Genomic DNA, 20082 nt, shown 5'->3' on the forward strand with positions numbered 1-20082 from the left:
CTGCGAGGACATGGGTGGCGCGGCTGGGAGCCGTGGCGCTCGCTGCGGGCTTGCTGACGGCCGTTTCGCCGCCGGCCTTCGCTGACGATGCGCCGGCCGACCCGGCTCGCGCCGGAGCGCAGGATGCCGGCGCGTCCGCCGAGCCGACCGGCGAACCCTCCACCCCCGCAGACCCGGTGCCGGCGGCGTCCCCCACGTCGTCGGCACCGCCTACCGAGACCGACCGAGGGACTCGCCGGGCTCCCGTCGCCCCTGATGAACAGGGCGACGGGCCGTGGACGATCAGCGGCACGGTGACCGGCGGTGGTGGGCCGATCGAGGGGGCTTATGTCACCCTGCAGATCTGGAATGACCAGTTCGACTTCTGGAACTACTACGGCAGCGCGCCGACGGATGAGAACGGGCTCTACGCGATCTCCGGGGTCGAGACCGGAACCTACGGCGTGAAGTTCGAGGGGCCGTGGGAAGGTCCCTTCGCCACCGAGTACTGGGAGAACAAGCCCACCGAGGCGACCGCGCAATCCTTCCCGGTGTCGGGGAACCTCACGCGCAGCGCAGAGCTGGCCGTGGGCGCAACGATTGCGGGGTCCGTCACCGGGCCCGGGGGTCCGCGGGCGAACAGCACGGTGAGCCTCTACTACGGCAGCGAGACGAATCCCGCCGCCTACGCGTATGCCGGAGATGACGGTGCCTATGTCTCCCCGGCTCTGCCGGCCGGGACGTGGAAGGCGAAGTTCGACGACGGCGACTTCACCCTGATGACCGAATGGTGGGACAACAAACCGGATGCTGCCGCCGCGACGCCGATCCCGCTCACCGCCGGGCAGCACCGCACAGGCATAAACGCGCTGCTCTCGGCCGGCGCGACCATCAGCGGTACGGTCACGGTTGCGGGTGGCGCGGTCGGCGTCGCCGGCGCGAACGTGACCCTCTATGAGATCACCGGCGGCGACGCGCTGTGGACGGACTCGGCGTCGACCGCCGGCAACGGCGCGTTCAGCTTCACCGGGCTGGCCCCCGGCACGTACACGCTCGAGACGCAGGCGCCCTCCGGCAGCGCGATGCTGAGCGAGTACTGGGACAGCAAGTACGTCAGCGACCCGCTTGACGCCGACGCGTTCGCCCTGGCGTCCGACGCCACACTGACCCGGAACGTGGCGCTGCTCGCGACGGCGACCGTCTCGGGGACCGTGACCGACACGGCCGGCGACCCGGTGTCCGGCGCGACCGTGACTCTGACTCCGACCGAAGGAACGACAGGCAACCCGAGATCGGTGACGACCTCGGCGACCGGCGACTACTCGCTCACTCAGGTGCGACCGGGCGACTACCTCCTGCGGGTCAAGCACACCGGCGATCCGACGCAGGTACCGATCTCGGTGGCGAGCGGTGTCGACCAGGATCGCGACTTCGTCCTGCCCGCCGGCGCCACCGTGACCGGCACGGTGACCCGACCGGGCGGTGCGCCCGTAGCCGGAGCGACGGTGGAGGTGTGGTCGCCGTCAGGACAGGTCGCGACAGGCGTCACCGCCTCGAACGGCACCTACCGGATCAAGGGACTGGCTGCGGGCTCGTACACCCTGCGGTTCGCGCCCGCCGACTTGGACACCGTGTTCGCCGGCGGCGCGACGAGGCTCGCCGCCGCCACCTTCTTCACGCTGGCCGCCGACGCCACCAAGACGGTGAACCAGGCGTACACCGGCGTCACCGTGAACGGCACCGTCACCGCGGGAGGCACTGCGCTGACCGGACAGACGGTGACGCTCATCGACAAGAACGACGGCGCCGTGCGGTCCCTCACCACCCCCGCCGGCGGTGCGTACTCCTTCACCGGGGTCGCCCCCGGCACGTACACCCTGCACGTCGCGGCGGGCTCCTCCGTCGACTACCTCGAGTGGTGGCTCGGCGGCGGGACGGAGTCGGCGACGGCGAAGACACTCGCGGTGTCGGCGGCGAACGTGACGCAGCCGATCGCACTCGTGACCGGCGGGAAGATCACCGGATCCGTGAAGCTGCCCAACGGCACGGCCACCGATGACGTCTACGTCACGGCGTACACCTGGGCGGCGAACGGCTCGGTGGGCTTCACCCAATCGCGCATGCCTGCCGCAGACGGAACGTTCGCGTTCTCGGGCCTCATCGCGGGGGAGTACACCCTCCAGTTCGACCCCACCGACTCGACGTACCCGGACTTCTGGCTGGGTGGTGCGACGACCGCGGCGAGCGCGACCCACGTGAGCGCGGCGAACGGCGCCACGACGGCCACCGGGATGACCACGTTCCTGCCTCGCCCAACCGGCGGCATCAGCGGCACGATCGCGGCGGCAGGGGTGTCGAACTGGTCGGGGGTGTTCGTGACCGCGCAGAACACATCGACGTTCCGCACGCGCTCCGGCGTCGTGACCTCGGGCAGCTACGCCATCCAGAATCTTCCCGCCGGCACCTACAAGGTGCAGGTCACCGGAGTGCCCGGATTCGCCGACGGCTGGTTCGACGACGACGAGACGCTCGGGGCCGCGGCGACGATCACCGTGGCAGCGGCGACGGTCACCGGGAAGAACATCACGCTGCTCCCCAACAACGCGACGCTCACGGGCACGGTGACCGGCGGCGGCGGCCCTGTCGCCGACGCGACCGTGATGCTCTCCCGCATCTACGGGGACGGCTCGAGCCGCTACGTCACCAGCGTGGACACCGGCGCGGGTGGGACGTACGCCTTCACCAACCGTCTCCGCGCCGGCGGCAACTACCGCGTCGACGTCGACACGTTCGATGAGTCATTCGTGCCGCAGTCCGTGACGCTGACCGCCGTCGCAGGTACGCAGACCAAGAACATCTCCCTCGTGCAGGCCGGCGCCCTGCACGGCAAGCTCACCGAGCGCGGCACGTCGACGCCGATCCCCGACATGGACGTGTTCGTCTACAAGACGACGTCGAGCTTCCCCACCGAGGTCGGGGTGACCCTCGAGGACGGCACCTACTCGGTGGGCGGTCTCGCGCCGGGCACGTACAGCATCCGCTTCGGAGCGCACGGATTCGACGGGCCGGCCGGAGGTGACTCGTACTACGCCCCCGAGTGGCTCGGCGGACAGGTCGTGCGAGCCGAGGCGACCACCTTCACGGTGACCGCCGGTGGGGACGTGGCCGTCGCTGCCGGTCAGCTGGGGCGCGCCGGCGTCATCTCGGGCAACATCAGCGGGGTGCCGGAGGCCGGGACGACGGTATGGCTGGACGATGCGCTGCTCCGGCTGTACACCACCGCGGGAGTCGAGGTGGCGAGCGGCTTCGCCACCGACGGCGAGCTCGGCCGGTACTCCGTGCCCGTCAAGCCGGGCACCTACAAGATCTGCGTGGGGAACGACTCATACAAGGGGACACCGCTTGCGGGCGGCTGCCGGATCACGAGCACCACGCTGGCGGGCACGCCCGCAGGCGGTTCGGCACTGACCGTCGCGGCCGGCGCGGACCTGAAAGACACGGATCTCCGGCTCGGCGTTGCCCCGCCCCCGGCGCTGACGTCGAAGACGCCGACGATCTCGGGGACCCCGGTCGTCGGAGCGACACTGACGGCGAAGCCGGGAGCCTGGACCCCCGGCACCGCCTTCACCTACCAGTGGTACGCGAACGGCACCGCGATCACTGCCGCGAAGGCGTCGACGCTCAAGCTCGCAGCCGCGCAGAAGGGCAAGCAGATCACCGTCAAGGTGACCGGCAAGAAGTCGGGCTTCACCTCGGTGGCGAAGACGAGCGCGAAGACGCTGAAGGTGGCGGTGGTCGCGACGCCGACGATCTCGGGCACCGCGAAGGTCGGGAAGACGCTGACGGCGAAGCCGGGGACGTGGACGGCGAAGACGACCTTCACGTACCAGTGGTACGCGTCAGGCAAGGCGATCAGCAAGGCCACGAAGTCGACCTTCAAGCTCACGAGCGCGCAGAAGGGCAAGACGATCACGGTGAAGGTGACCGGGAAGCTGTCGGGCTATCCGACGGTGTCGAAGACCTCGAAGGCCACCGCCAAGGTCGGCTGACCGGCATCCCCTCTCCGCGCCGCGCGTCGCGTGTCGGCGCGAAGAGTGGACCGTTCGCGTGATGTCTCCGTGCTAGGAAGGAGCCAGCGCCACGACCTCGTGACGCCGGCTCGCAGCCACGGCTCGGGCCCTGGGAGTTCGTCACCCGCTGGGGCGGGTACTTGGGGAGTTTCATGCGTGTCGTTTCGCGCGCTCGGACGGCGGCGCTCGCCGTCGCCGCAGCGCTTGTCCTGTCGTTGTTCACCTTCGTCCTGCCGCAGGCCGCGCACGCCGCCGGAACCGCGAGCATCACCGGGACGGTGAGCGCCGAGTCCGGGGGCGCCGCTATCGCGAACTCGAGCGTGACGCTCTACAAGCGATCGGGCTCCGGCACATCTGCCTATTGGTCGTACCAGAAGTCGGTGCGGACGGACAGCGCAGGGGCGTACGCCTTCACCGCGCTGGATGCCGGCTCCTACACCCTCGAGATCACGGCACCGAGCGGGCAGAACTACGTCGACGAGTGGTGGAACGACAAGGCGACGCGCGACAGTGCGACGGCGATCTCGGCGACCTCGACGGCCATCGGCGCGAATGTCGCGCTCGCAACGGGCGCGACGGTCACCGGAAAGGTGACGACGGGCGGCGCGAACCTCCAGGGCGCGTACGTGCAGATCTTCGAGCCCGACCAGCCCACGGGCTACTACCGGTGGAAGGGCGTGTCCGGAGCGGTCGCGCAGACTGACGCATCAGGGAACTTCTCGGTCAACGGGCTGCGCGCCGGCACCTACACCGCCGCCTTCTTCGGCAGCGAGGAATCCGGTCTCAGCCACTCGTTCTACGGCGGCACCGACAACATCACGCTCGCCGGCTCCTTCACCGTGGGCAAGGGTACGACCCGCTCGGGCATCAACGGATCGCTCGTCGCGGGCGCGAGCGTCTCGGGCAAGGTCACCGACTCCGCGGGCGAGCCGCTCGTGAACAGCTACGCGTACGTCGCGCGCAAGATCACGGTCGACGGCAGTCCGTTCTGGGAGTACTACAACACGTCCGTCGATGACAGCGGCGTCTACGCGGTGTCCGGCCTGCCCGCGGGCACGTGGGCGGTCCGCATCGTCGGCCCGTCGGGCGGTGGCTACTCCGACGTGTATTACGGCGGCGGCACCTCGTTCACCACCGCGAAGACTTTCGCCCTCACGGCCGGACAGGCGAAGACCGGCGTCAACGCCGTCCTCACCAAGAAGCTCTCGGCCGGCACTCCCACGATCACCGGGACCGCGGTCTCGGGCTCGAAGCTGGCCGCCAAGCCGGGCACCTGGTCCACCGGCACCACGTTCTCGTACCAGTGGTACGCGAACGGGGTGACGATCTCCGGGGCGACGAAGTCGACGCTGACGCTCGGCTCCGCCCAGCGCGGCAAGCAGATCACCGTGACCGTGACGGGCATCAAGCCGGGGTACGGAGTCGTGGCGAAGACGAGCGCGAAGACGCTGAAGGTGGCGGTGGTCGCGACGCCGACGATCTCGGGCACCGCGAAGGTCGGGAAGACGCTGACGGCGAAGCCCGGCACGTGGACGGCGAAGACGACCTTCACGTACCAGTGGTACGCGTCAGGCAAGGCGATCAGCAAGGCCACGAAGTCGACCTTCAAGCTCACGAGTGCGCAGAAGGGCAAGACGATCACGGTGAAGGTGACCGGGAAGCTGTCGGGCTACCCCAAGGTGGCGAAGACCTCGAAGGCCACCGCCAAGGTCGGCTGACCGGCATCCCCCAGTCCGCGGGAAACCACTCCTGCACCGAGACGTCGTGCCACGCGTGATGTCTCGGACGAGGAGTGGTTTCCCGCGGGGATGCCGGTGGGTTCAGGGGTGCGGCGCGGCGACGTAGGCTGGCCGAATGGCAATGTTCTCGCGGCGCAAGAAGGATGACTCGGCTGAGGTCGAGCCCGCCACGACGAGCGCGCCCACCCCGTCCGGCGAACCGGAGCCCGCACCCGCACCGACACCCGATCCGGCAGTCGAGGCAGAGCACGCCACGGAGAGAGGGCCCGCGCCCGCGAGCCCGGCGGTCGGCATCTCGACGTCATCGTTCCGTGGCCTCGGGGTGCAGCAGCCTCCCGCGCGCCCGACATTCATGCCGCCGCCGGCCGAGGCGCCCGCGCCGTCCGAGACGGTGCCCGGGCTCAAGGACAATGTGCTGCTGCGGCACGCGCTGTCGGAGCTCACTGCGGAGTCGAAGCCGCAGGATCTCATCCACATCGGCCGTGCCCTCCTGCAGGGCCACCTGTTCCTCCGGGTGAAGGGCGACGCGCGCGCCCTGCTCGCCGCGGGCAAGGAGCTGCCGCTCGGTGTCGCGATCCTCAACGATCAGCAGTATGTGCTCGCCTACGCGAGCGGCGCCGCGCTGCAGGCGAGCGTCACGGGCGACGGCGACGCCGACACCTCCGCGATGGGTCAGCCCGTCCTGACCGTGCTGAGGTACGTCATGGGCGGCACCTACGGCGGACTCATCATCGACCACGCGTCCGCTCCGCATCGCGCGATCCTGCCTCGACCGTTCATCGAGCGACTGCTCGCGAGCGTCGACCCCGAGCTGACCGTCAAGACCCTGCTCGCGGGCGAACGCACGCCGGAGACCGCGGCCGTCGTCGCCGCGGCCCTCGCCACCGCGCCGGTCTGGGTGGCGGTGAACACCGACGCGGATCAGCGCACCGGCATCGCCGAGACCCGGCTCCCGGACGGTCGTCGCTATCTCGAGCTGTACTCGCACCCGGTCGAGATCGCCGGCACCGCCCGTGGCGACCAGTCCGCCGCGCTCCCGGTCGAGAAGCTCGCGCATCTGCTGCGCACCGACGAGGAGATCACAGGCGTCATCGTCGATCCCGCCGGACCATGGATCCAGATCGAACGCGCCGACCTCGGCCCCGTCCTCGCGCAGGAGGGCACCGAGGGGTGACGGATGCTGCGCCCCGCCCCTAGGGTCGGAGCATGGCCAGCGAGCGCATCACCCTGACCGTCCCGGGCGCGGACGGCGATCGCGAAGTCGGGCTGTCCAGCCCCAACCGCGTGCTGTGGCCCCAGCTCGGCATCACCAAGCACGAGCTCGCCGAGTACTTCCTCGCCGTCTCCGGTCCCTTCCTCTCCGCGAACGGCCACCGGCCCGTGTCGCTCGAGCGGTTCCCCGAGTCGATCGAGGGCGAGCGCTTCTTCTCGAAGAACCCCCCGAAGGGCACGCCCGACTACGTCGACTCGGTCATCTGCACCTACAACAGCGGGCGAAAGCATCCGCAGATCGTCTTCAACGAGCCGGCCGCGATCGTGTGGGCCGCGCAGATGAACACTGTCGTGTTCCACCCCTGGGCCTCCCTCGCCGCGAACACCGACAACCCGGTCGAACTGCGCATCGACCTCGACCCACAGCCGGGCACCGACTTCACCGACGCGGCCGCCGTCGCCCCCGCACTGCGGGAGGTGCTGCAGGAGGCGGGGCTCGAGCCGTGGCTGAAGACGAGCGGTAACCGGGGCATCCACGTGTTCTGCCCGATTGAGCCGACCCACGAGTTCCTGGATGTGCGGCACGCGGTGATCGCCGCCGGCCGCGAGCTCGAGCGCCGCCTGCCCGACAAGGTGACCACGAACTGGTGGAAGGAAGAGCGGGGCGAGCGCATCTTCATCGACTTCAACCAGGCCAACCGTGACCGCACGATGGCGGGCGCCTACAGCCCCCGCGCGCTGCCGACGGCGACCGTGGCGACGCCGGTCACCTGGGACGAACTGGCCGCCGGCGTCGACCCGACCGTCTTCACCGTGCGGACCGTGCCGCAGCGCCTCGCCGACATCGGCGACCCCTGGGCCGACCTGCAGGGCGCGCCAGGACGCATCGACACGCTCCTGGAGTGGTGGCAGCGCGACTTGGACAACGGGCTCGGCGAGCTGCCGTTCCCGCCCGAGTTCCCCAAGATGCCGGGTGAGCCGCCGCGCGTGCAGCCCAGCCGCATCAACCCGGAGAACTGGCCGGCCGCCTCGGAGTGACGTCAGTCGAGGACGTCGCCCAGGTCGTACGCCGACACCGTCTCGAGCTGCTCGTACGTGCACGAGGCCGGGTCTCGGTCGGGCCGCCAGCGGTCGAACTGCACGGTGTGGCGGAACCGCCAGCCCTCCAGCTGGTCGTAGCGCACCTCGAGCACGCGCTCGGGGCGCAGCTTGACGAACGACACGTCCTTCGACCCGCTGAACCGCGAGCGCTCGGTCTCGCCGGTCGCCGCCCCGCCCTCGGCGTCGCGGTCGACGAGCGGCTCGAGCTCGTCGATCAGCTCGAGACGCCGCTTGTCGCTCCATGCGGCGACCCCGCCGACCGGGACGAGCGCGCCGTCTGCCGCGTACAGCCCGACCAGGAGCGAGCCGACGCCCTGGCCTGATTTGTGGATGCGGTACCCGAGCGCGACGACGTCGGCCGTGCGCGCATGCTTGATCTTCAGCATCGTGCGCTTGCCGGGTGCGTACGGCTGGGCGAGCGGCTTGGCCACCACGCCGTCCAGCCCCGCACCCTCGAACTCGGCGAGCCAGCGCTCGGCGCGCGCGGGGTCGTCGGTGGTGCGGGTCACGTGCACGGGGTCGGGCAGGTCGCCGATCAGGTCGACGAGCTCGGCCCTGCGCACCGAGAACGGTTCGCCCTGCAGGTCGCGGTCGCCGCGGGCGAGCAGGTCGAACGCGATGAACATCGCGGGTGTCTCGACGCTCAGCCTCTCGACGCGTGAGGCGGCGGGGTGGATGCGCTGCGACAGCGCTTCCCAGTCCAGGCGCTGAGCGCCGACCTCGCCGCGGGGCACCACGATCTCGCCGTCGATCAGACACGGTTCGGGGAGGAGCCGGGTGAACGCCTCGACCAGCTCGGGGAAGTACCGCGTGAGCGGCTTGGCGCCCCGGCTGCCGATCTCGACGTTCTCGCCGTCCCAGGAGACCAGGCCCCGGAAGCCGTCCCATTTCGGCTCGAAGCTGAGCCCGCCGGGGGTCTTGGCCGGGTCGGGAATGGCGGGCACTGCCTTGGCGAGCATCGGTGCGGGGATCTCGTACGACATGGCTAGGCCTCGATCGGCGACTTGGGCCGCGCCCAGCGGGCGGGCAGGTCGGGGCCGTCCCACACCTGGATGACACCCCAGGCTGCTGCGGCGATGGGAACGGCGAGGATCGCGCCCACGATGCCGCCGAGCACCGTGCCGACGGTCAGGGCGACCAGGATCACGAACGCGTGCAGCTTCATCGATCGGCCCATCAGCACCGGCTGCAGGAAGTTGCCCTCCAGCTGGTTGACGAGCACGACCACGCCGACGACGAACAAGGCGTTGACCCAGCCGTTCGCGACGAGGGCGACGAGGGCGGCCAGGATGCCGGCGAGCGTCGCGCCGACGATGGGGATGAAGGCGAGCAGGAACACCAGGACGGAGAGGGGCACGGCCAGCGGGACCTGCAGGATGAGCAGACCGATCAGGATGCCCACGGCATCCACGAACGCGACCGTCGCCGTACCGCGCACGTACGAGCCCAGCACTCCGACCGTCTTGTCGCCGATCCGCCGGGCCCGCACATAGTGACCGCCATGGAACGGCCGCAGCAGGAACTCCCACATCTGCGGGCCGTCCTTGAGGAAGAAGAAGAGGATCGTCACCATCAGGACCAGTCCGGTGACGAAGTTCGCGACGGCGCTCACGCCCGCGAGCGCGCCGGAGCCGAACTGCGAGCTCGTGACGAAGTCCTTCAGCGTCTCGACCCACTCATCGATCTGATCGGGCTGCACGAAGTCGAACGGCAACGTCCGCACCCAGGCGAGCAGATGCGCGAACCCCTCCTCGGCCTGGGTGGAGAGGTCATCCCACTGATCGCGGACCGCCCAGACGATCAGCCATCCGAGCAGGCTGAGGATGACGACGATCGCGAGCAGGGTGATGACTGTCGCGAGCGCAGCCGGCGCCCCGCGGCGCCTCATCCACCGCATGACCGGCGCGAACGCGCACGAGAGGATGAGGGCGATCACGAGCGGGATGGTCACCAGGGTGAGCGACTGTATGACGAAGATGATCCCCGCGGCGACCGCGACGACGACGATGAGCTGGATCGAGCGGATGCCGAGCCTGCCGAATCCGTCAGCCCACAGACTCCACGGCGGAGCGGTGGCGCGCAGCTCGGTCTGGGTGGATTCCAGCTGCACGCGCTGGGGATCGTTGCGGAAGAGGCCCATAGGCCGAGGCTAACCGCCCGCGGTGCGGGGCGGCATCCGGTCGGCCCCGAAGTCGCGGATCAGTGCGCGCCGTGCAGATGGAACGGGTGGGCGATCCGGGTGCGCATCTCACGCGCCGACGGCATCGCGACGATGAGGCGCTCGATCGGCGACGCCGGGCGCTCCAGGCGCTGCGGTCGGGCTGCGGGATCGCGGTCGGCGGCGCGGATGCCGAGGTGATCGATGGTGTGGCTCATGTCTGTCAGGAGGCCGTGCCGCGGTCCCTGATACGCGGCCGGCGGCCGCGAAGGATCAGACGAACGCGCTCATCCCGGTGATGTCGCGGCCGATAAGCAGTGCCTGCACGCTCTCGGTGCCCTCGTACGTGTGGATCGCCTCGATGTCGGTCATGTGCTGCATGACCCGGTACTCCAGGAGGATCCCGTTGCCGCCCAGCAGGTCGCGGGCGGTCGCGGCGATGCGGCGTGCCGCGCGCGTGTTGTGGAACTTCGCGAGCGACGCCTGGGTCGGGCGCAGGTCGCCGGCGGCTTCGAGGTCGGCCATCCAGCGGCAGTACAGCTGCATCGCGGTGAGGTCCTCGAGCATATGGGTGAGGCGCTCCTGCACCATCTGGAACTTGGCCAGCGGCTTGCCGAACTGCACGCGCTGCTGCGCGTACGAGAGGGCGGCCTCGTAGCAGGCGGTCGCGTGCCCGAGCGCCGACCACGCGACGCCGGAGCGGGTCGAGTACAGGACGGTCGAGGCGTCCTTGAAGCTGTGCGCCCCCGGCAGCAGCGCGTCGGCGGGCAGGCGGACGCCGGTGAGCGTGATGTGCGCCTGGTGGATCGCGCGGAGCGAGGCCTTGCCCAGGATCGGGACGCCGCGGTACCCCTCCGTCTCCTGCGGGACGAGGAAGCAGCGCACGGCGCCGTGGTCGTCGGCGCCGGGGGAGTCGACCCGTGCCCACACGAACGTGACGCCGCCGGAGGAGCCGTTGCCGATCCACTTCTTGGCGCCGTCGACGACCCACGAGCCGTCAGCCTGGCGCGCGGCGCGCGTCTCCAGCGAGACGGAGTCGGAGCCGTGGTCGGGTTCGGTGAGGGCGAAGGCGGCGAGCTCCTCGCCGCGCGCGATCGGCAGCAGGTGCTGCGCCTTCTGCTCCTCGCTGCCGAACAGGGCGAGCGTGCGCAGTGCGAGGCCGCCCTGCACGGCGAGGATCGTGCCCATCGAGCCGTCGCCGCGCGAGATCTCCATATTGATCAGCCCGGCCGCGAGGGGCGACAGGGCGGTGAGGCCCTCATGCTGGATGCCGTCCGCGAAGAGGTCGAGCTCGCCCATCCGGCGGGCGAAGGCGAGGTTGTAGTCGCCGCGGTCCCAGTACTCGTCGACCTCGGGAACGACCTCGCCGGTGAAGATGCGGGCGCGGTCCCAGGCGTCGCGCTCGACGGGCGAGAGGTCGGCGAACACCGCGTAGTAGTCGGTGTCGAGCGGGGCCGCGGTGTCGTAGGAATCGACCTGCTGACCGGGCACGGGGATGAAATCGCTCATGGGATGCTGCCTTCGATCGTCGGCGTCGTCCGCCACGGCGATTCTAGCGGAACTCAATCCCAACGCCAGTGGAACTGAGTGTCACACGATTCGGCGTGTTACTGTCGATCCCGAAACCGACCGTCCGGTATGTGCCAGCGCAAGGAGGCGCCCATGCCCGTTCCCGATCCGTCCGCCGTGCCGTCCGGACCCGCGCGCTTCGCCGGCACCGTCTCGGTCATCACCGGGTCGAGCAGGGGCATCGGCTTCGCCATCGCCGAGCGCCTCGTGGCCGAGGGCGGCGCCGTCATCCTCACCGGTCGCAAGCAGGACGCACTGGATGCGGCGGTCGATCGCCTCGGGGATGCGGCGACCGCTGTCGCCGGTCGCGCCGACGACGCCGAGCACCGCGCCGCCGTCTTCGCTCACGTCGCCGAGCGGCACGGCCGGCTCGATCACCTGGTCAACAACACCGGGATCAACCCGGTGTACGGCCCGGTCGTCGACATCGACGCCGATGCCGCGCGGAAGATCCTCGAGGTGAACGTCGTCGCCACCCTGGACTGGACGCGCGCCGCGGTCGCCGCGGGTCTGCGCCGCTCGGTCGTCAACATCGCCTCGGTCGCCGGTCTCGGCGCCAGCCCCGGCATCGCGTTCTACGGAATCTCGAAGGCGGCGGTCATCAACCTGACGATGCAGCTCGCGTACGAGCTGGCCCCCGGCATCCGGGTCAACGCGGTCGCCCCCGCGGTCATCAAGACGGCGTTCGCGCGCGCACTCTACGAAGGACACGAGGCCGAGGCCTCCGCCGCCTATCCGCTCGCGCGGCTCGGCGAGACGGCTGACGTCGCGGGGCCGGTGGCGTTCCTGCTCTCCGACGACGCCGCGTGGATCACCGGGCAGACCCTGCCGATCGACGGCGGCGCGGGCATCCGCCCGTTCCTCTGACCGGGTGAAAGATAAGAGCATGAGGGATTCCCACGTCGCCGACGACGTCATGCGTGCCGCGGTCGACCTGTTCGCCACCCAGGGCTACGCCAACACCAGCGTGCAGCAGATCGTCGCGGCGGCCGGTGTCACCAAGGGCGCGATGTACCACTACTTCGAGTCGAAGGACGATCTGCTCTTCGGCATCTACGACTCGCTGCTGTCGCTGCAGAAGAACCGGCTCGACGAGATCGTGGGGCGCGGCGGCGAGGTAGATGAGGTGCTGCGAGCCGTCTGCATCGACGTGCTCGAGACGTCGATCGACTCGCTGCCGGAGGGCACGGTGTTCTTCCGGAGCGCGCACATGCTCTCGGCACCGCGCCAGCAGGAGGTCACCCGCCGCCGGCGGGAGTACCACGTCGAGTTCGCCGCGCTGATCGAGCGCGGCCAGCGCGAGGGGCGCTACCGCACCGACATCCCGGTCGCGATGCTCGTCGCGCACTTCTTCAGCGACGTGCACTACCTCTCGCACTGGTATTCGCCGGAGGGGCCGGAGAGCAAGTCGCTCGTCGCGAGCCAGCTGACCGAGCTGTTCCTGGTGAGTCTGAGGAGTCCGGATGCCGCTGCCTGACACGATGCGCGCCTGGCGCGTGACCCGGCTCGGCGAGCCCGCCGATGCGCTCTCGCTCGACGACGTCCCGCTGCCCGCTCCCGCGGCGGGTGAGGTTCTCGTGGCGGTGCGCGCCGTCGCCGCGAACTTCCCCGACGTGCTGCTGTGCCGCGGCGAGTACCAGGTGAAGCCGGAGCTGCCCTTCACTCCCGGGATCGAGCTCGTCGGCGAGGTCGTCGCGCTCGGCGAGGGTGTCGCCGATCGGGCGATCGGCGACCGCGTCGTCGGCTCGAAGATCGGCGTGCTGTCGGAGTACGCGGTGCTGCCCGCATCCGATGTCTGGACCGCGCCGGAGAGCCTCGGCGATGCCGAGGCCGCCGGGCTGACCGTGGCGTACCAGACCGCATGGTTCGGCCTGCATCGCCGGGCGGCCCTGCAGGAGGGCGAATGGCTGCTCGTGCACGCCGCAGCCGGAGGTGTCGGGCTGGCGGCCGTGCACCTCGGCGTCGCCGCGGGTGCCCGCGTGATCGGCGTCGTGGGCTCGGCGGCCAAGGCCGAGGTGGCCCGCGCCGCGGGCTGCGAGGTCGTGCTGGTGCGCGGCGCCGACGATCTCGTGGGCGGCGTCAAGGCCGCGACCGGCGGTCACGGCGCCGACGTGGTGTTCGATCCGGTGGGCGGGGCGGCGTTCGACGCCTCGACCAAGTGCATCGCGTTCGAGGGGCGCATCGTGGTGGTCGGCTTCGCCGGCGGCACGATCCAGCAGCTGCCGGCCGGTCACGTGCTGGTCAAGAACTACTCGGTGCTCGGACTGCACTGGGGGATGTACCCGGGCATCCGGCCCGACCTGATCGACGTCGCGCGGGGTGAGCTCGCTCGGCTCGCCGATGCGGGCGCGCTCCAGCCGGTGGTCGACCATGTCGTCCCGTTCGAGCGCGCTCCTGAGGCGCTCACGGCTCTTGCCGGAGGCGCGACCGTGGGCCGGGTCGTCATCGTGCTCGCGGCGTCATGAGCGATCTCGCCGGCCGGGTCTGCCTCGTCACCGGCGGGGCTCGCGGCATCGGCGAGGCGTACGTCCGCGCGCTGCACGCTGCGGGCGGGCGGGTGGTCGTGGCCGATCTGCTCGACGCCGAGGGCGCCGCGCTCGCCGACGAGCTCGGTGAGGGTGCGCGGTTCGTCCACCTCGACGTGACGGACGAGGAGCAGTGGGATGCCGCCGTCGCGGCGTCCCTGGCGGCGTTCGGGCGTCTGGACGTGCTGGTCAACAACGCGGGCATCGCCAACGCCGCGCCGATCGAGCACCTCAGCACCGCCAAGTGGGACGCCGTGATCGCCGTCAACCTCACGGGCGTCTTCTTCGGGTGCCGGGCGGTCGTGCCGACCATGAAGGCGCAGGGGAGCGGCTCCATCATCAACATCTCGTCCGTGGAGGGGATGCGGGGGAGTCCCGGCCTGCACGGCTACACGGCGGCGAAGTTCGGCGTCCGCGGGCTCTCGCAGTCGCTCGCCGTCGAACTCGGGCCGTCCGGCATCCGCGTCAACTCGGTGCACCCCGGCTTCATCCGCACGCAGATGACCGATCGGATCGACCCCGCGCACCTCGACATCCCGCTCCGGCGAGCCGGAGTGCCCGCCGATGTCGCGGGCACCATCGTGTTCCTCGCCGGCGATGAGTCGGCGTTCACGAGCGGCGCCGAGTTCGTGGTCGACGGCGGCATGATCGCGGGGATTCCCCACAAGTAGCGGCGGCCGCCGCATCCGCTCGTCCCCCTTCGGGGGTTCTGCTCGCCTGTCGCGAAGTGCGCGTTCGCGCGCCGTTCGTGACAGGTGAACGGGGGCCGGCTCGGGGCGGGCGAGGACGCCGAGGACACCCGTGCAACTGAAACATACCGCCTGGTCGGTTTCTTGGGTATAGTGGGCGCACCCGACACGAAGAGGTGCCGATGTCTCCCACTCCGTCCACTCCGCGGCTCGCCGTGGCCGATCTCACGGTGTCGTTCGGCGGCCTCACGGCGGTCGACGGTGTCGGCTTCGACGTCGCCTCCGGCGAGATCGTCGCGCTGATCGGCCCGAACGGGGCAGGCAAGACCACCGTGTTCAACGCGGTGTGCGCCCTGGTCCGCCGGCGGGGATCCGTGCTGATCGACGGCGAACCCGCTCCCCACCGTCCCTCCGCGCTGACGGCACGCGGGGTGTCGCGCACACTCCAGGGACTCGGGCTGTTCGCCGGCATGACCGTCCGCGAGAACGTGCGGGTGCCCGTGGCGGGGCGTCGCGACGCGGGCGCACTCGTGCAGCGGCAGCTCGAGGAGCGCGGCCTCGCGGCGGTCGCCGACCTGCCGGTCGCCGCGCTCCCGTATCCCGACCGCAAGCGCGTCGCGCTCGCCCGTGCGCTCGTCACCACGCCCCGCCTGCTGCTGCTGGACGAGCCGGCCGGCGGCCTCGGCGCTGACGACATCTCCGCCCTCGGCGACGTGATCCGCGCCGTCGCCGGCGCCGGCTGCGCGGTGCTGCTCGTCGAGCACCACGTCGACTTCGTGATGGGCCTGGCCGATCGCATCGTCGTGCTCGACTTCGGTCGCGTGATCGCCCGCGGCACGCCCGCCCAGGTGCGGACCGACCCGCGCGTCGAAGAGGCCTACCTCGGTGTGACGGTGTCGGCATGAGCGGCCGGACCGCGACCGGCGCGCCCACCGCCACGGGCGTGCCCACCGCCACCGGCGCCGCCCTCCAGATCGAGGGGCTCACGGTCGGCTACGGCGGGGCTCCGGTGCTGCACGGGGTCTCCATCGACCTGCACCCGGGCGAGGTGGTCGCCCTCCTCGGCGCGAACGGCGCAGGCAAGACCACCCTGCTGCGTGCGCTCGCCGGGCTGGTGCATGTCGCATCCGGCACCGTGCGGCTCGACGGCACCGACCTCACCCGCACCCGCACCGAAGACCGCGCACGCCGCGGGCTCGCCCTCGTCCCGGACGGGCAGAGCGTCGTCGCCGAGCTCACCGTCGACGAGAACCTGCGCCTCGGCGCCCTCTGGCGGCACCGCGGCCGGGCCCGCGAACAGGCCATCGCGGGCGTCTACGAGCTGTTCGAGCCGCTCGCGCGCCGCCGCGCGGCCGCGGGCCACCAGCTCTCGGGCGGCGAGCGGCAGATGCTCGCCCTCGGCCGTGCGCTCATCGCCGAGCCGACGCTCCTCGCCCTCGACGAGCCGTCGCTCGGGCTCGCTCCGCTCGTCGTGGCCCAGCTGATGGCGACGCTCCGCGACGCGGCCGCGCGCCGCGGGCTCACCGTGCTGCTCGCCGAGCAGAACGTCACCAGCGCGCTGTCGATCGCCGATCGCGGGGTGGTCCTGGACCTCGGCCGTGTCGTCGCGGCGGCCGCAGCATCCGATCTCGCGGCCGACGCCGCCCTCCGCCACGCCTACCTGGGATTCTGATGGACCGCCTCGCCTTCCTCCTCGCCACCGGCCTCGCCCGCGGCGCGATCTTCGCCCTGTTCGCGCTGTCGCTCGTGCTGATCTGGCGCGCCGCCCGCATCATCAACTTCGCGCAGGGGGCCATGGCGCTCGTCGCGACCTACATCGCCTTCGCCGTGACGGGATTCACCGGCTCGTACGCGGCCGGGCTCGCGACCGGAATCGTCGCAGGCGCGGTGGTCGGCTTCGCCGTCGAGCGCGGGGTGATGCGCTTCGCGCGGCACGAGAACCCGCTCGCCGGCGTGATCGTCGCGATCGGGCTCGTGATGGTGCTGCAGTCGCTGCTCGGCATCCTGTTCGGCCAGGCGTACCGCCCGATGCGCGCGCCGTTCGACGAGAGCCCCCTCGTCGTCGCCGGCGTGCCGCTGCTCTCGCCGTACGACCTGTTCGTGCTGGTCGTCGCGCTCGCCGTGATGGCGGGGCTGGCGGTGCTGTTCACGCGGACCTCGCTCGGGCTGCAGCTGCGGGCATCCGCGTTCGCCCCCGAGGTCTCGCGGATCCTCGGCGTGCGCGTGACCCGCATGGTGACGATCGGATGGATGCTGTCCGCCGCCGTCGCCGCACTCGCTGCGCTGCTGCTCGTGCCGACGGAGCTCGGCCTGAACCCGCACTCGACCGATGTGCTCTTCGTCTACGCGTTCGCCGTCGCCGTCGTGGGCGGACTCGACTCGCCCGTCGGTGCGCTGCTCGGCGGTCTCGTGGTCGGCGTCGTGATGACCCTCGTGACCGGGTACCTCGGCGCCACGGTCGCCCCCATCGGCGTGCTGGTGCTGCTCGTCGCGGTGCTCCTCGTGCGGCCCACCGGCATCTTCGCGATACGAGAGGCGCGCAGCGCATGACCCGGATCCTGCCCTCGCTGACCGGTGCGCCGCGCACCGTCACTTTCGGCGCCGTGCTGACGGTGCTCGCCCTCGGCGGGACGTTCCTGCTCGACCCGTACCGCAACTTCCAGCTCGCCACGATCGCGGCGACCTTCTGCGCGGCCGCCGGACTGACCCTGCTGATCGGCCTGAGCGGACAGCTCTCGCTGGGCCATGCCGCCCTGATGGCCGCCGGAGGCTACGGCTACGCCCTCGCGGCGAACGGGCTCGCCGGGTGGGGCGTCGACGGGGTGGCGCGGTTCGCGCTGGCTCTGCTCGCTGCGCTGCTCGTCTCCGGTCTGCTCGGACTGCTGCTCGGGCTCGCGGCGGCGCGCCTGCGCGGCCCGTACCTGGCGGGGCTGACCTTGGCCCTCGTGGTCGCGCTGCCCGCTGTGACGGCGGCGTTCGCGGGTGTGCTCGGCGGAGATCAGGGCCTGCAGGTCGCCTACGAAGGCGTGCCCGAGGCCCTCGAACTGCTCATCGCGATCGAGCAGTGGCAGGCGTGGGTGGCGATCCTCGTCGCCGGGGTCGTCGTCACGACGCTGGCGGTGCTGCGACGCGGCCGGCTCGGGCTGCGCATGCGGGCGGTGCGGGACGATGACACGGCCGCGCGCCTGAACGGCGTGCGCGCGGGACGCGTGAAGGTCACCGCGTTCACGGTGTCTGCGCTGTCCGCGGGGGCCGGTGGCGCGGTGCTCTGCGCCGTCACCCAGTCGGTCAGCCCCGGTGCGTACACCCTCGCCTTCTCGCTCCTGCTCGTGGTGGCGGTCGTCATCGGCGGGCTCGGCAGCATCGGGGGCGCCGCGATCGGCTCCGCGGTCATCGTGCTGCTGCCCTGGCTGATCGGCACGCTCGCGGCGGAGCTGCCCGTGCCCGCCGAGGTCGCCCAGCGCCTGTCCGGCAACCTCTCCGTGCTCGTGTTCGGCGCGCTCCTCATCGTGGTGATGCTCGCCTGGCCGTCGGGTCTCGCCGGGGTGCGCAGGCGCGCGCCCGCCGTCGCGGCGAGGCCGCAGCATCCGATTCCGTCCGTCCAGCAATCCACAACAGAAACAGAGAGGTGACCATGTCACAGCAACACACCATTCGCCGCATCGTCGCGGCGGTCGGAGCCGGTGCCGTCGTCGTCGCGCTCGCGGGATGCTCCACGCCCGCGGCACCTGCCGCCGAGGAGCCGCCGCCCGGAGTCACCGACGACACGGTGACGATCGGCACGCACACGCCGCTGACCGGACCTGCAGCGGCGGGGTACTCGTCGATCTCAGCCGCCGCGTCGGCGTACTTCGCGTACCTCAACGACAAGGGCGGCGTGCACGGCCGCTCGATCGAGTACATCGTGAAGGACGACGGCTACAACCCCGCGAACACGCTCACCGTGGTGCGCGAGCTCGTGCAGGAGGACGACGTCTTCGCGATCCTGAACGGCCTAGGCACCCCGACGCACACCGCCGTGCTCGACTTCCTCAACGAGAACAAGGTGCCCGACCTGTTCGTGGCCTCCGGCTCGACCAGCTGGAACCAGCCCGAGGAGTACCCGTACACGTTCGGGTTCAACGCCGACTACGTCGTGGAGGGCGCCGCCCTCGCCGCACACGCGAAGGCGGAGCACCCCGGCAAGGCGGTATGCCTCCTCGGCCAGGACGACGACTTCGGCGACGAGATGATCGAGGGCGCCGAGCTGGCGCTCGGTGCCGACGGGCTCGCGCACATCGAGCGGTACTCGACCTCCAACCAGGACGTCACCGCGCAGATCGGCGCGCTCAAGGCAGCCGGCTGCGAGATCAACATCCTCGCCACCATCAACGGGTTCACGGCGCTCGCCCTCGGCACCGCCGCGCAGCTCGGGTGGTTCCCGCAGTGGTTCTCGTCGTCGTCCGGCGCGGACTACCCCACCCTGGTCGGATACCTCGGCGAGGAGGTCGGCCCGCAGCTGCTGCAGGGCTTCACCGGCACCAACTACCTGCCGGCGCTCGGCGGCGACGACGAGTGGGTGACGCTGTTCCGGGCGATCAACGACGAGTACGGCGAGGGCGCGGCCTTCGACGGCAACACCATCTACGGCATGAGCGTGGCGCACCTGTTCGCCGAGGCCCTCTACGCCGCGGGGGAGGACCCGACCAGGGAGTCGCTGCTGGACGCGGTGACCTCGGGTGACCTGGCCGGCAACGGCATCCTGCCCCTGTCGTTCTCGGCCGACAGCCACGCCGCGTACACGGGCGTCGGCATCACGGTCGTCGACCAGGGCGTGCAGGACTACACCGGCCCGACCTACGCGGTCGAGGACGGCGCGGTCGTCGAGGTCGAGCCGGCGCCGGTGCCGCTCGAGGGTGAGGGCGTCCCCGGCGCGTAGCTGCCGGTTTTGGAGAGGGCCGGACCCTGGTGGGGGTCCGGCCCTCTTTGCCGTTCGCAACTCAGGCTCAACCGGTCTCCGGCGCGCCCGGAGCGCCCCGACGGCCCGTTCTGCCTGAGTTG

Annotated in this window: 17 protein-coding genes; 13 read left to right on the forward strand and 4 right to left on the reverse strand. The window is 71.0% G+C overall.

Annotated elements, in window-relative coordinates:
• Positions 1-14: 14 nt before the first annotated feature.
• The 4 genes from Microterr_RS02610 to ligD all read left to right on the forward strand — a co-directional run bounded on the left by Microterr_RS02610 (position 15) and on the right by ligD (position 8038).
• Positions 15-4028: a carboxypeptidase regulatory-like domain-containing protein gene (locus Microterr_RS02610; RefSeq protein ID WP_263796297.1), complete on the forward strand. Its 4014-nt coding sequence runs from the start codon at positions 15-17 to the stop codon at positions 4026-4028.
• A 173-nt stretch (positions 4029-4201) separates the two neighbouring features.
• The gene (locus tag Microterr_RS02615) at positions 4202-5767 is read left to right on the forward strand and encodes an MSCRAMM family protein (protein ID WP_263796296.1); all 1566 of its coding nucleotides are present in this window, start codon (positions 4202-4204) and stop codon (positions 5765-5767) included.
• Positions 5768-5903: 136 nt separating this feature from the next.
• Complete coding sequence (locus tag Microterr_RS02620) at positions 5904-6962, forward strand: SseB family protein (RefSeq protein ID WP_263796295.1); 1059 nt, start codon at positions 5904-5906, stop codon at positions 6960-6962.
• 32 nt (positions 6963-6994) lie between these two features.
• Positions 6995-8038 carry a non-homologous end-joining DNA ligase gene (ligD, locus tag Microterr_RS02625; RefSeq protein WP_263796294.1) on the forward strand — a complete coding sequence of 348 codons (1044 nt, stop codon included), beginning with the start codon at positions 6995-6997 and terminating at the stop codon, positions 8036-8038.
• Between the two features lie 2 nt (positions 8039-8040).
• On the opposite strand, the gene Microterr_RS02630 is transcribed toward ligD, so the two are convergent.
• Genes Microterr_RS02630 through Microterr_RS02645 form a run of 4 tightly spaced genes read right to left on the reverse strand, consistent with a single transcriptional unit; the run spans position 8041 to position 11768 of the window.
• Complete coding sequence (locus tag Microterr_RS02630) at positions 8041-9084, reverse strand: ATP-dependent DNA ligase (RefSeq protein ID WP_263796293.1); 1044 nt, start codon at positions 9082-9084, stop codon at positions 8041-8043.
• Between the two features lie 2 nt (positions 9085-9086).
• Positions 9087-10241 (reverse strand): AI-2E family transporter, encoded by a 1155-nt coding sequence (locus tag Microterr_RS02635; RefSeq protein WP_263796292.1) that lies wholly within the window; start codon positions 10239-10241, stop codon positions 9087-9089.
• Between the two features lie 59 nt (positions 10242-10300).
• Complete coding sequence (locus Microterr_RS02640; RefSeq protein ID WP_263796291.1) at positions 10301-10477, reverse strand: hypothetical protein; 177 nt, start codon at positions 10475-10477, stop codon at positions 10301-10303.
• Positions 10478-10532: 55 nt separating this feature from the next.
• A complete protein-coding gene (locus Microterr_RS02645; protein ID WP_263796290.1) occupies positions 10533-11768 on the reverse strand; it encodes an acyl-CoA dehydrogenase family protein in 1236 nt (411 codons plus the stop codon).
• 153 nt (positions 11769-11921) lie between these two features.
• Between Microterr_RS02645 and Microterr_RS02650 the strand changes: the two genes are divergently transcribed.
• From Microterr_RS02650 to Microterr_RS02690, 9 genes are all read left to right on the forward strand, one after another.
• Entirely contained in the window at positions 11922-12695 is a 774-nt protein-coding gene (locus Microterr_RS02650) for an SDR family oxidoreductase (RefSeq protein WP_263796289.1), read from the forward strand.
• A gap of 19 nt (positions 12696-12714) precedes the next feature.
• Entirely contained in the window at positions 12715-13305 is a 591-nt protein-coding gene (locus Microterr_RS02655) for a TetR/AcrR family transcriptional regulator (protein WP_263796288.1), read from the forward strand.
• Positions 13292-14293, forward strand: coding sequence for an NADPH:quinone oxidoreductase family protein (locus Microterr_RS02660; protein ID WP_263796287.1), 1002 nt, complete (start codon positions 13292-13294; stop codon positions 14291-14293). The genes Microterr_RS02655 and Microterr_RS02660 overlap by 14 nt, the downstream gene beginning before the upstream one ends.
• The gene (locus Microterr_RS02665) at positions 14290-15024 is read left to right on the forward strand and encodes a glucose 1-dehydrogenase (RefSeq protein WP_263796285.1); all 735 of its coding nucleotides are present in this window, start codon (positions 14290-14292) and stop codon (positions 15022-15024) included. Before Microterr_RS02660 ends, Microterr_RS02665 begins: the two co-directional genes overlap by 4 nt.
• A gap of 200 nt (positions 15025-15224) precedes the next feature.
• The gene (locus Microterr_RS02670; protein ID WP_263796284.1) at positions 15225-15947 is read left to right on the forward strand and encodes an ABC transporter ATP-binding protein; all 723 of its coding nucleotides are present in this window, start codon (positions 15225-15227) and stop codon (positions 15945-15947) included.
• Positions 15944-16714 (forward strand): ABC transporter ATP-binding protein, encoded by a 771-nt coding sequence (locus Microterr_RS02675; protein WP_263796283.1) that lies wholly within the window; start codon positions 15944-15946, stop codon positions 16712-16714. The genes Microterr_RS02670 and Microterr_RS02675 overlap by 4 nt, the downstream gene beginning before the upstream one ends.
• A complete protein-coding gene (locus Microterr_RS02680) occupies positions 16714-17592 on the forward strand; it encodes a branched-chain amino acid ABC transporter permease (protein ID WP_263796282.1) in 879 nt (292 codons plus the stop codon). Before Microterr_RS02675 ends, Microterr_RS02680 begins: the two co-directional genes overlap by 1 nt.
• Positions 17589-18674 (forward strand): branched-chain amino acid ABC transporter permease, encoded by a 1086-nt coding sequence (locus Microterr_RS02685; RefSeq protein ID WP_263796281.1) that lies wholly within the window; start codon positions 17589-17591, stop codon positions 18672-18674. Before Microterr_RS02680 ends, Microterr_RS02685 begins: the two co-directional genes overlap by 4 nt.
• 2 nt (positions 18675-18676) lie before the next feature.
• Positions 18677-19960: an ABC transporter substrate-binding protein gene (locus Microterr_RS02690; RefSeq protein ID WP_263796280.1), complete on the forward strand. Its 1284-nt coding sequence runs from the start codon at positions 18677-18679 to the stop codon at positions 19958-19960.
• Positions 19961-20082 lie beyond the last annotated feature (122 nt).

Source organism: Microbacterium terricola (assembly GCF_027943945.1).
Classification (GTDB): Bacteria; Actinomycetota; Actinomycetes; order Actinomycetales; family Microbacteriaceae; genus Microbacterium; species Microbacterium terricola.

Excerpts from the sequence above, each read along its gene's own strand:
- Microterr_RS02675 (WP_263796283.1), top strand. The coding sequence starts at position 15,944 with ATGAGCGGCCGGACCGCGACCGGCGCGCCCACCGCCACGGGCGTGCCC.
- Microterr_RS02660 (WP_263796287.1), top strand. The coding sequence starts at position 13,292 with ATGCCGCTGCCTGACACGATGCGCGCCTGGCGCGTGACCCGGCTCGGC.
- Microterr_RS02615 (WP_263796296.1), top strand. The coding sequence starts at position 4,202 with ATGCGTGTCGTTTCGCGCGCTCGGACGGCGGCGCTCGCCGTCGCCGCA.
- Microterr_RS02645 (WP_263796290.1), bottom strand. The coding sequence starts at position 11,768 with ATGAGCGATTTCATCCCCGTGCCCGGTCAGCAGGTCGATTCCTACGAC.
- Microterr_RS02650 (WP_263796289.1), top strand. The coding sequence starts at position 11,922 with ATGCCCGTTCCCGATCCGTCCGCCGTGCCGTCCGGACCCGCGCGCTTC.
- Microterr_RS02635 (WP_263796292.1), bottom strand. The coding sequence starts at position 10,241 with ATGGGCCTCTTCCGCAACGATCCCCAGCGCGTGCAGCTGGAATCCACC.
- Microterr_RS02655 (WP_263796288.1), top strand. The coding sequence starts at position 12,715 with ATGAGGGATTCCCACGTCGCCGACGACGTCATGCGTGCCGCGGTCGAC.
- Microterr_RS02690 (WP_263796280.1), top strand. The coding sequence starts at position 18,677 with ATGTCACAGCAACACACCATTCGCCGCATCGTCGCGGCGGTCGGAGCC.
- Microterr_RS02680 (WP_263796282.1), top strand. The coding sequence starts at position 16,714 with ATGGACCGCCTCGCCTTCCTCCTCGCCACCGGCCTCGCCCGCGGCGCG.
- Microterr_RS02630 (WP_263796293.1), bottom strand. The coding sequence starts at position 9,084 with ATGTCGTACGAGATCCCCGCACCGATGCTCGCCAAGGCAGTGCCCGCC.
- Microterr_RS02685 (WP_263796281.1), top strand. The coding sequence starts at position 17,589 with ATGACCCGGATCCTGCCCTCGCTGACCGGTGCGCCGCGCACCGTCACT.
- Microterr_RS02670 (WP_263796284.1), top strand. The coding sequence starts at position 15,225 with ATGTCTCCCACTCCGTCCACTCCGCGGCTCGCCGTGGCCGATCTCACG.
- Microterr_RS02640 (WP_263796291.1), bottom strand. The coding sequence starts at position 10,477 with ATGAGCCACACCATCGATCACCTCGGCATCCGCGCCGCCGACCGCGAT.
- ligD (WP_263796294.1), top strand. The coding sequence starts at position 6,995 with ATGGCCAGCGAGCGCATCACCCTGACCGTCCCGGGCGCGGACGGCGAT.
- Microterr_RS02665 (WP_263796285.1), top strand. The coding sequence starts at position 14,290 with ATGAGCGATCTCGCCGGCCGGGTCTGCCTCGTCACCGGCGGGGCTCGC.
- Microterr_RS02620 (WP_263796295.1), top strand. The coding sequence starts at position 5,904 with ATGGCAATGTTCTCGCGGCGCAAGAAGGATGACTCGGCTGAGGTCGAG.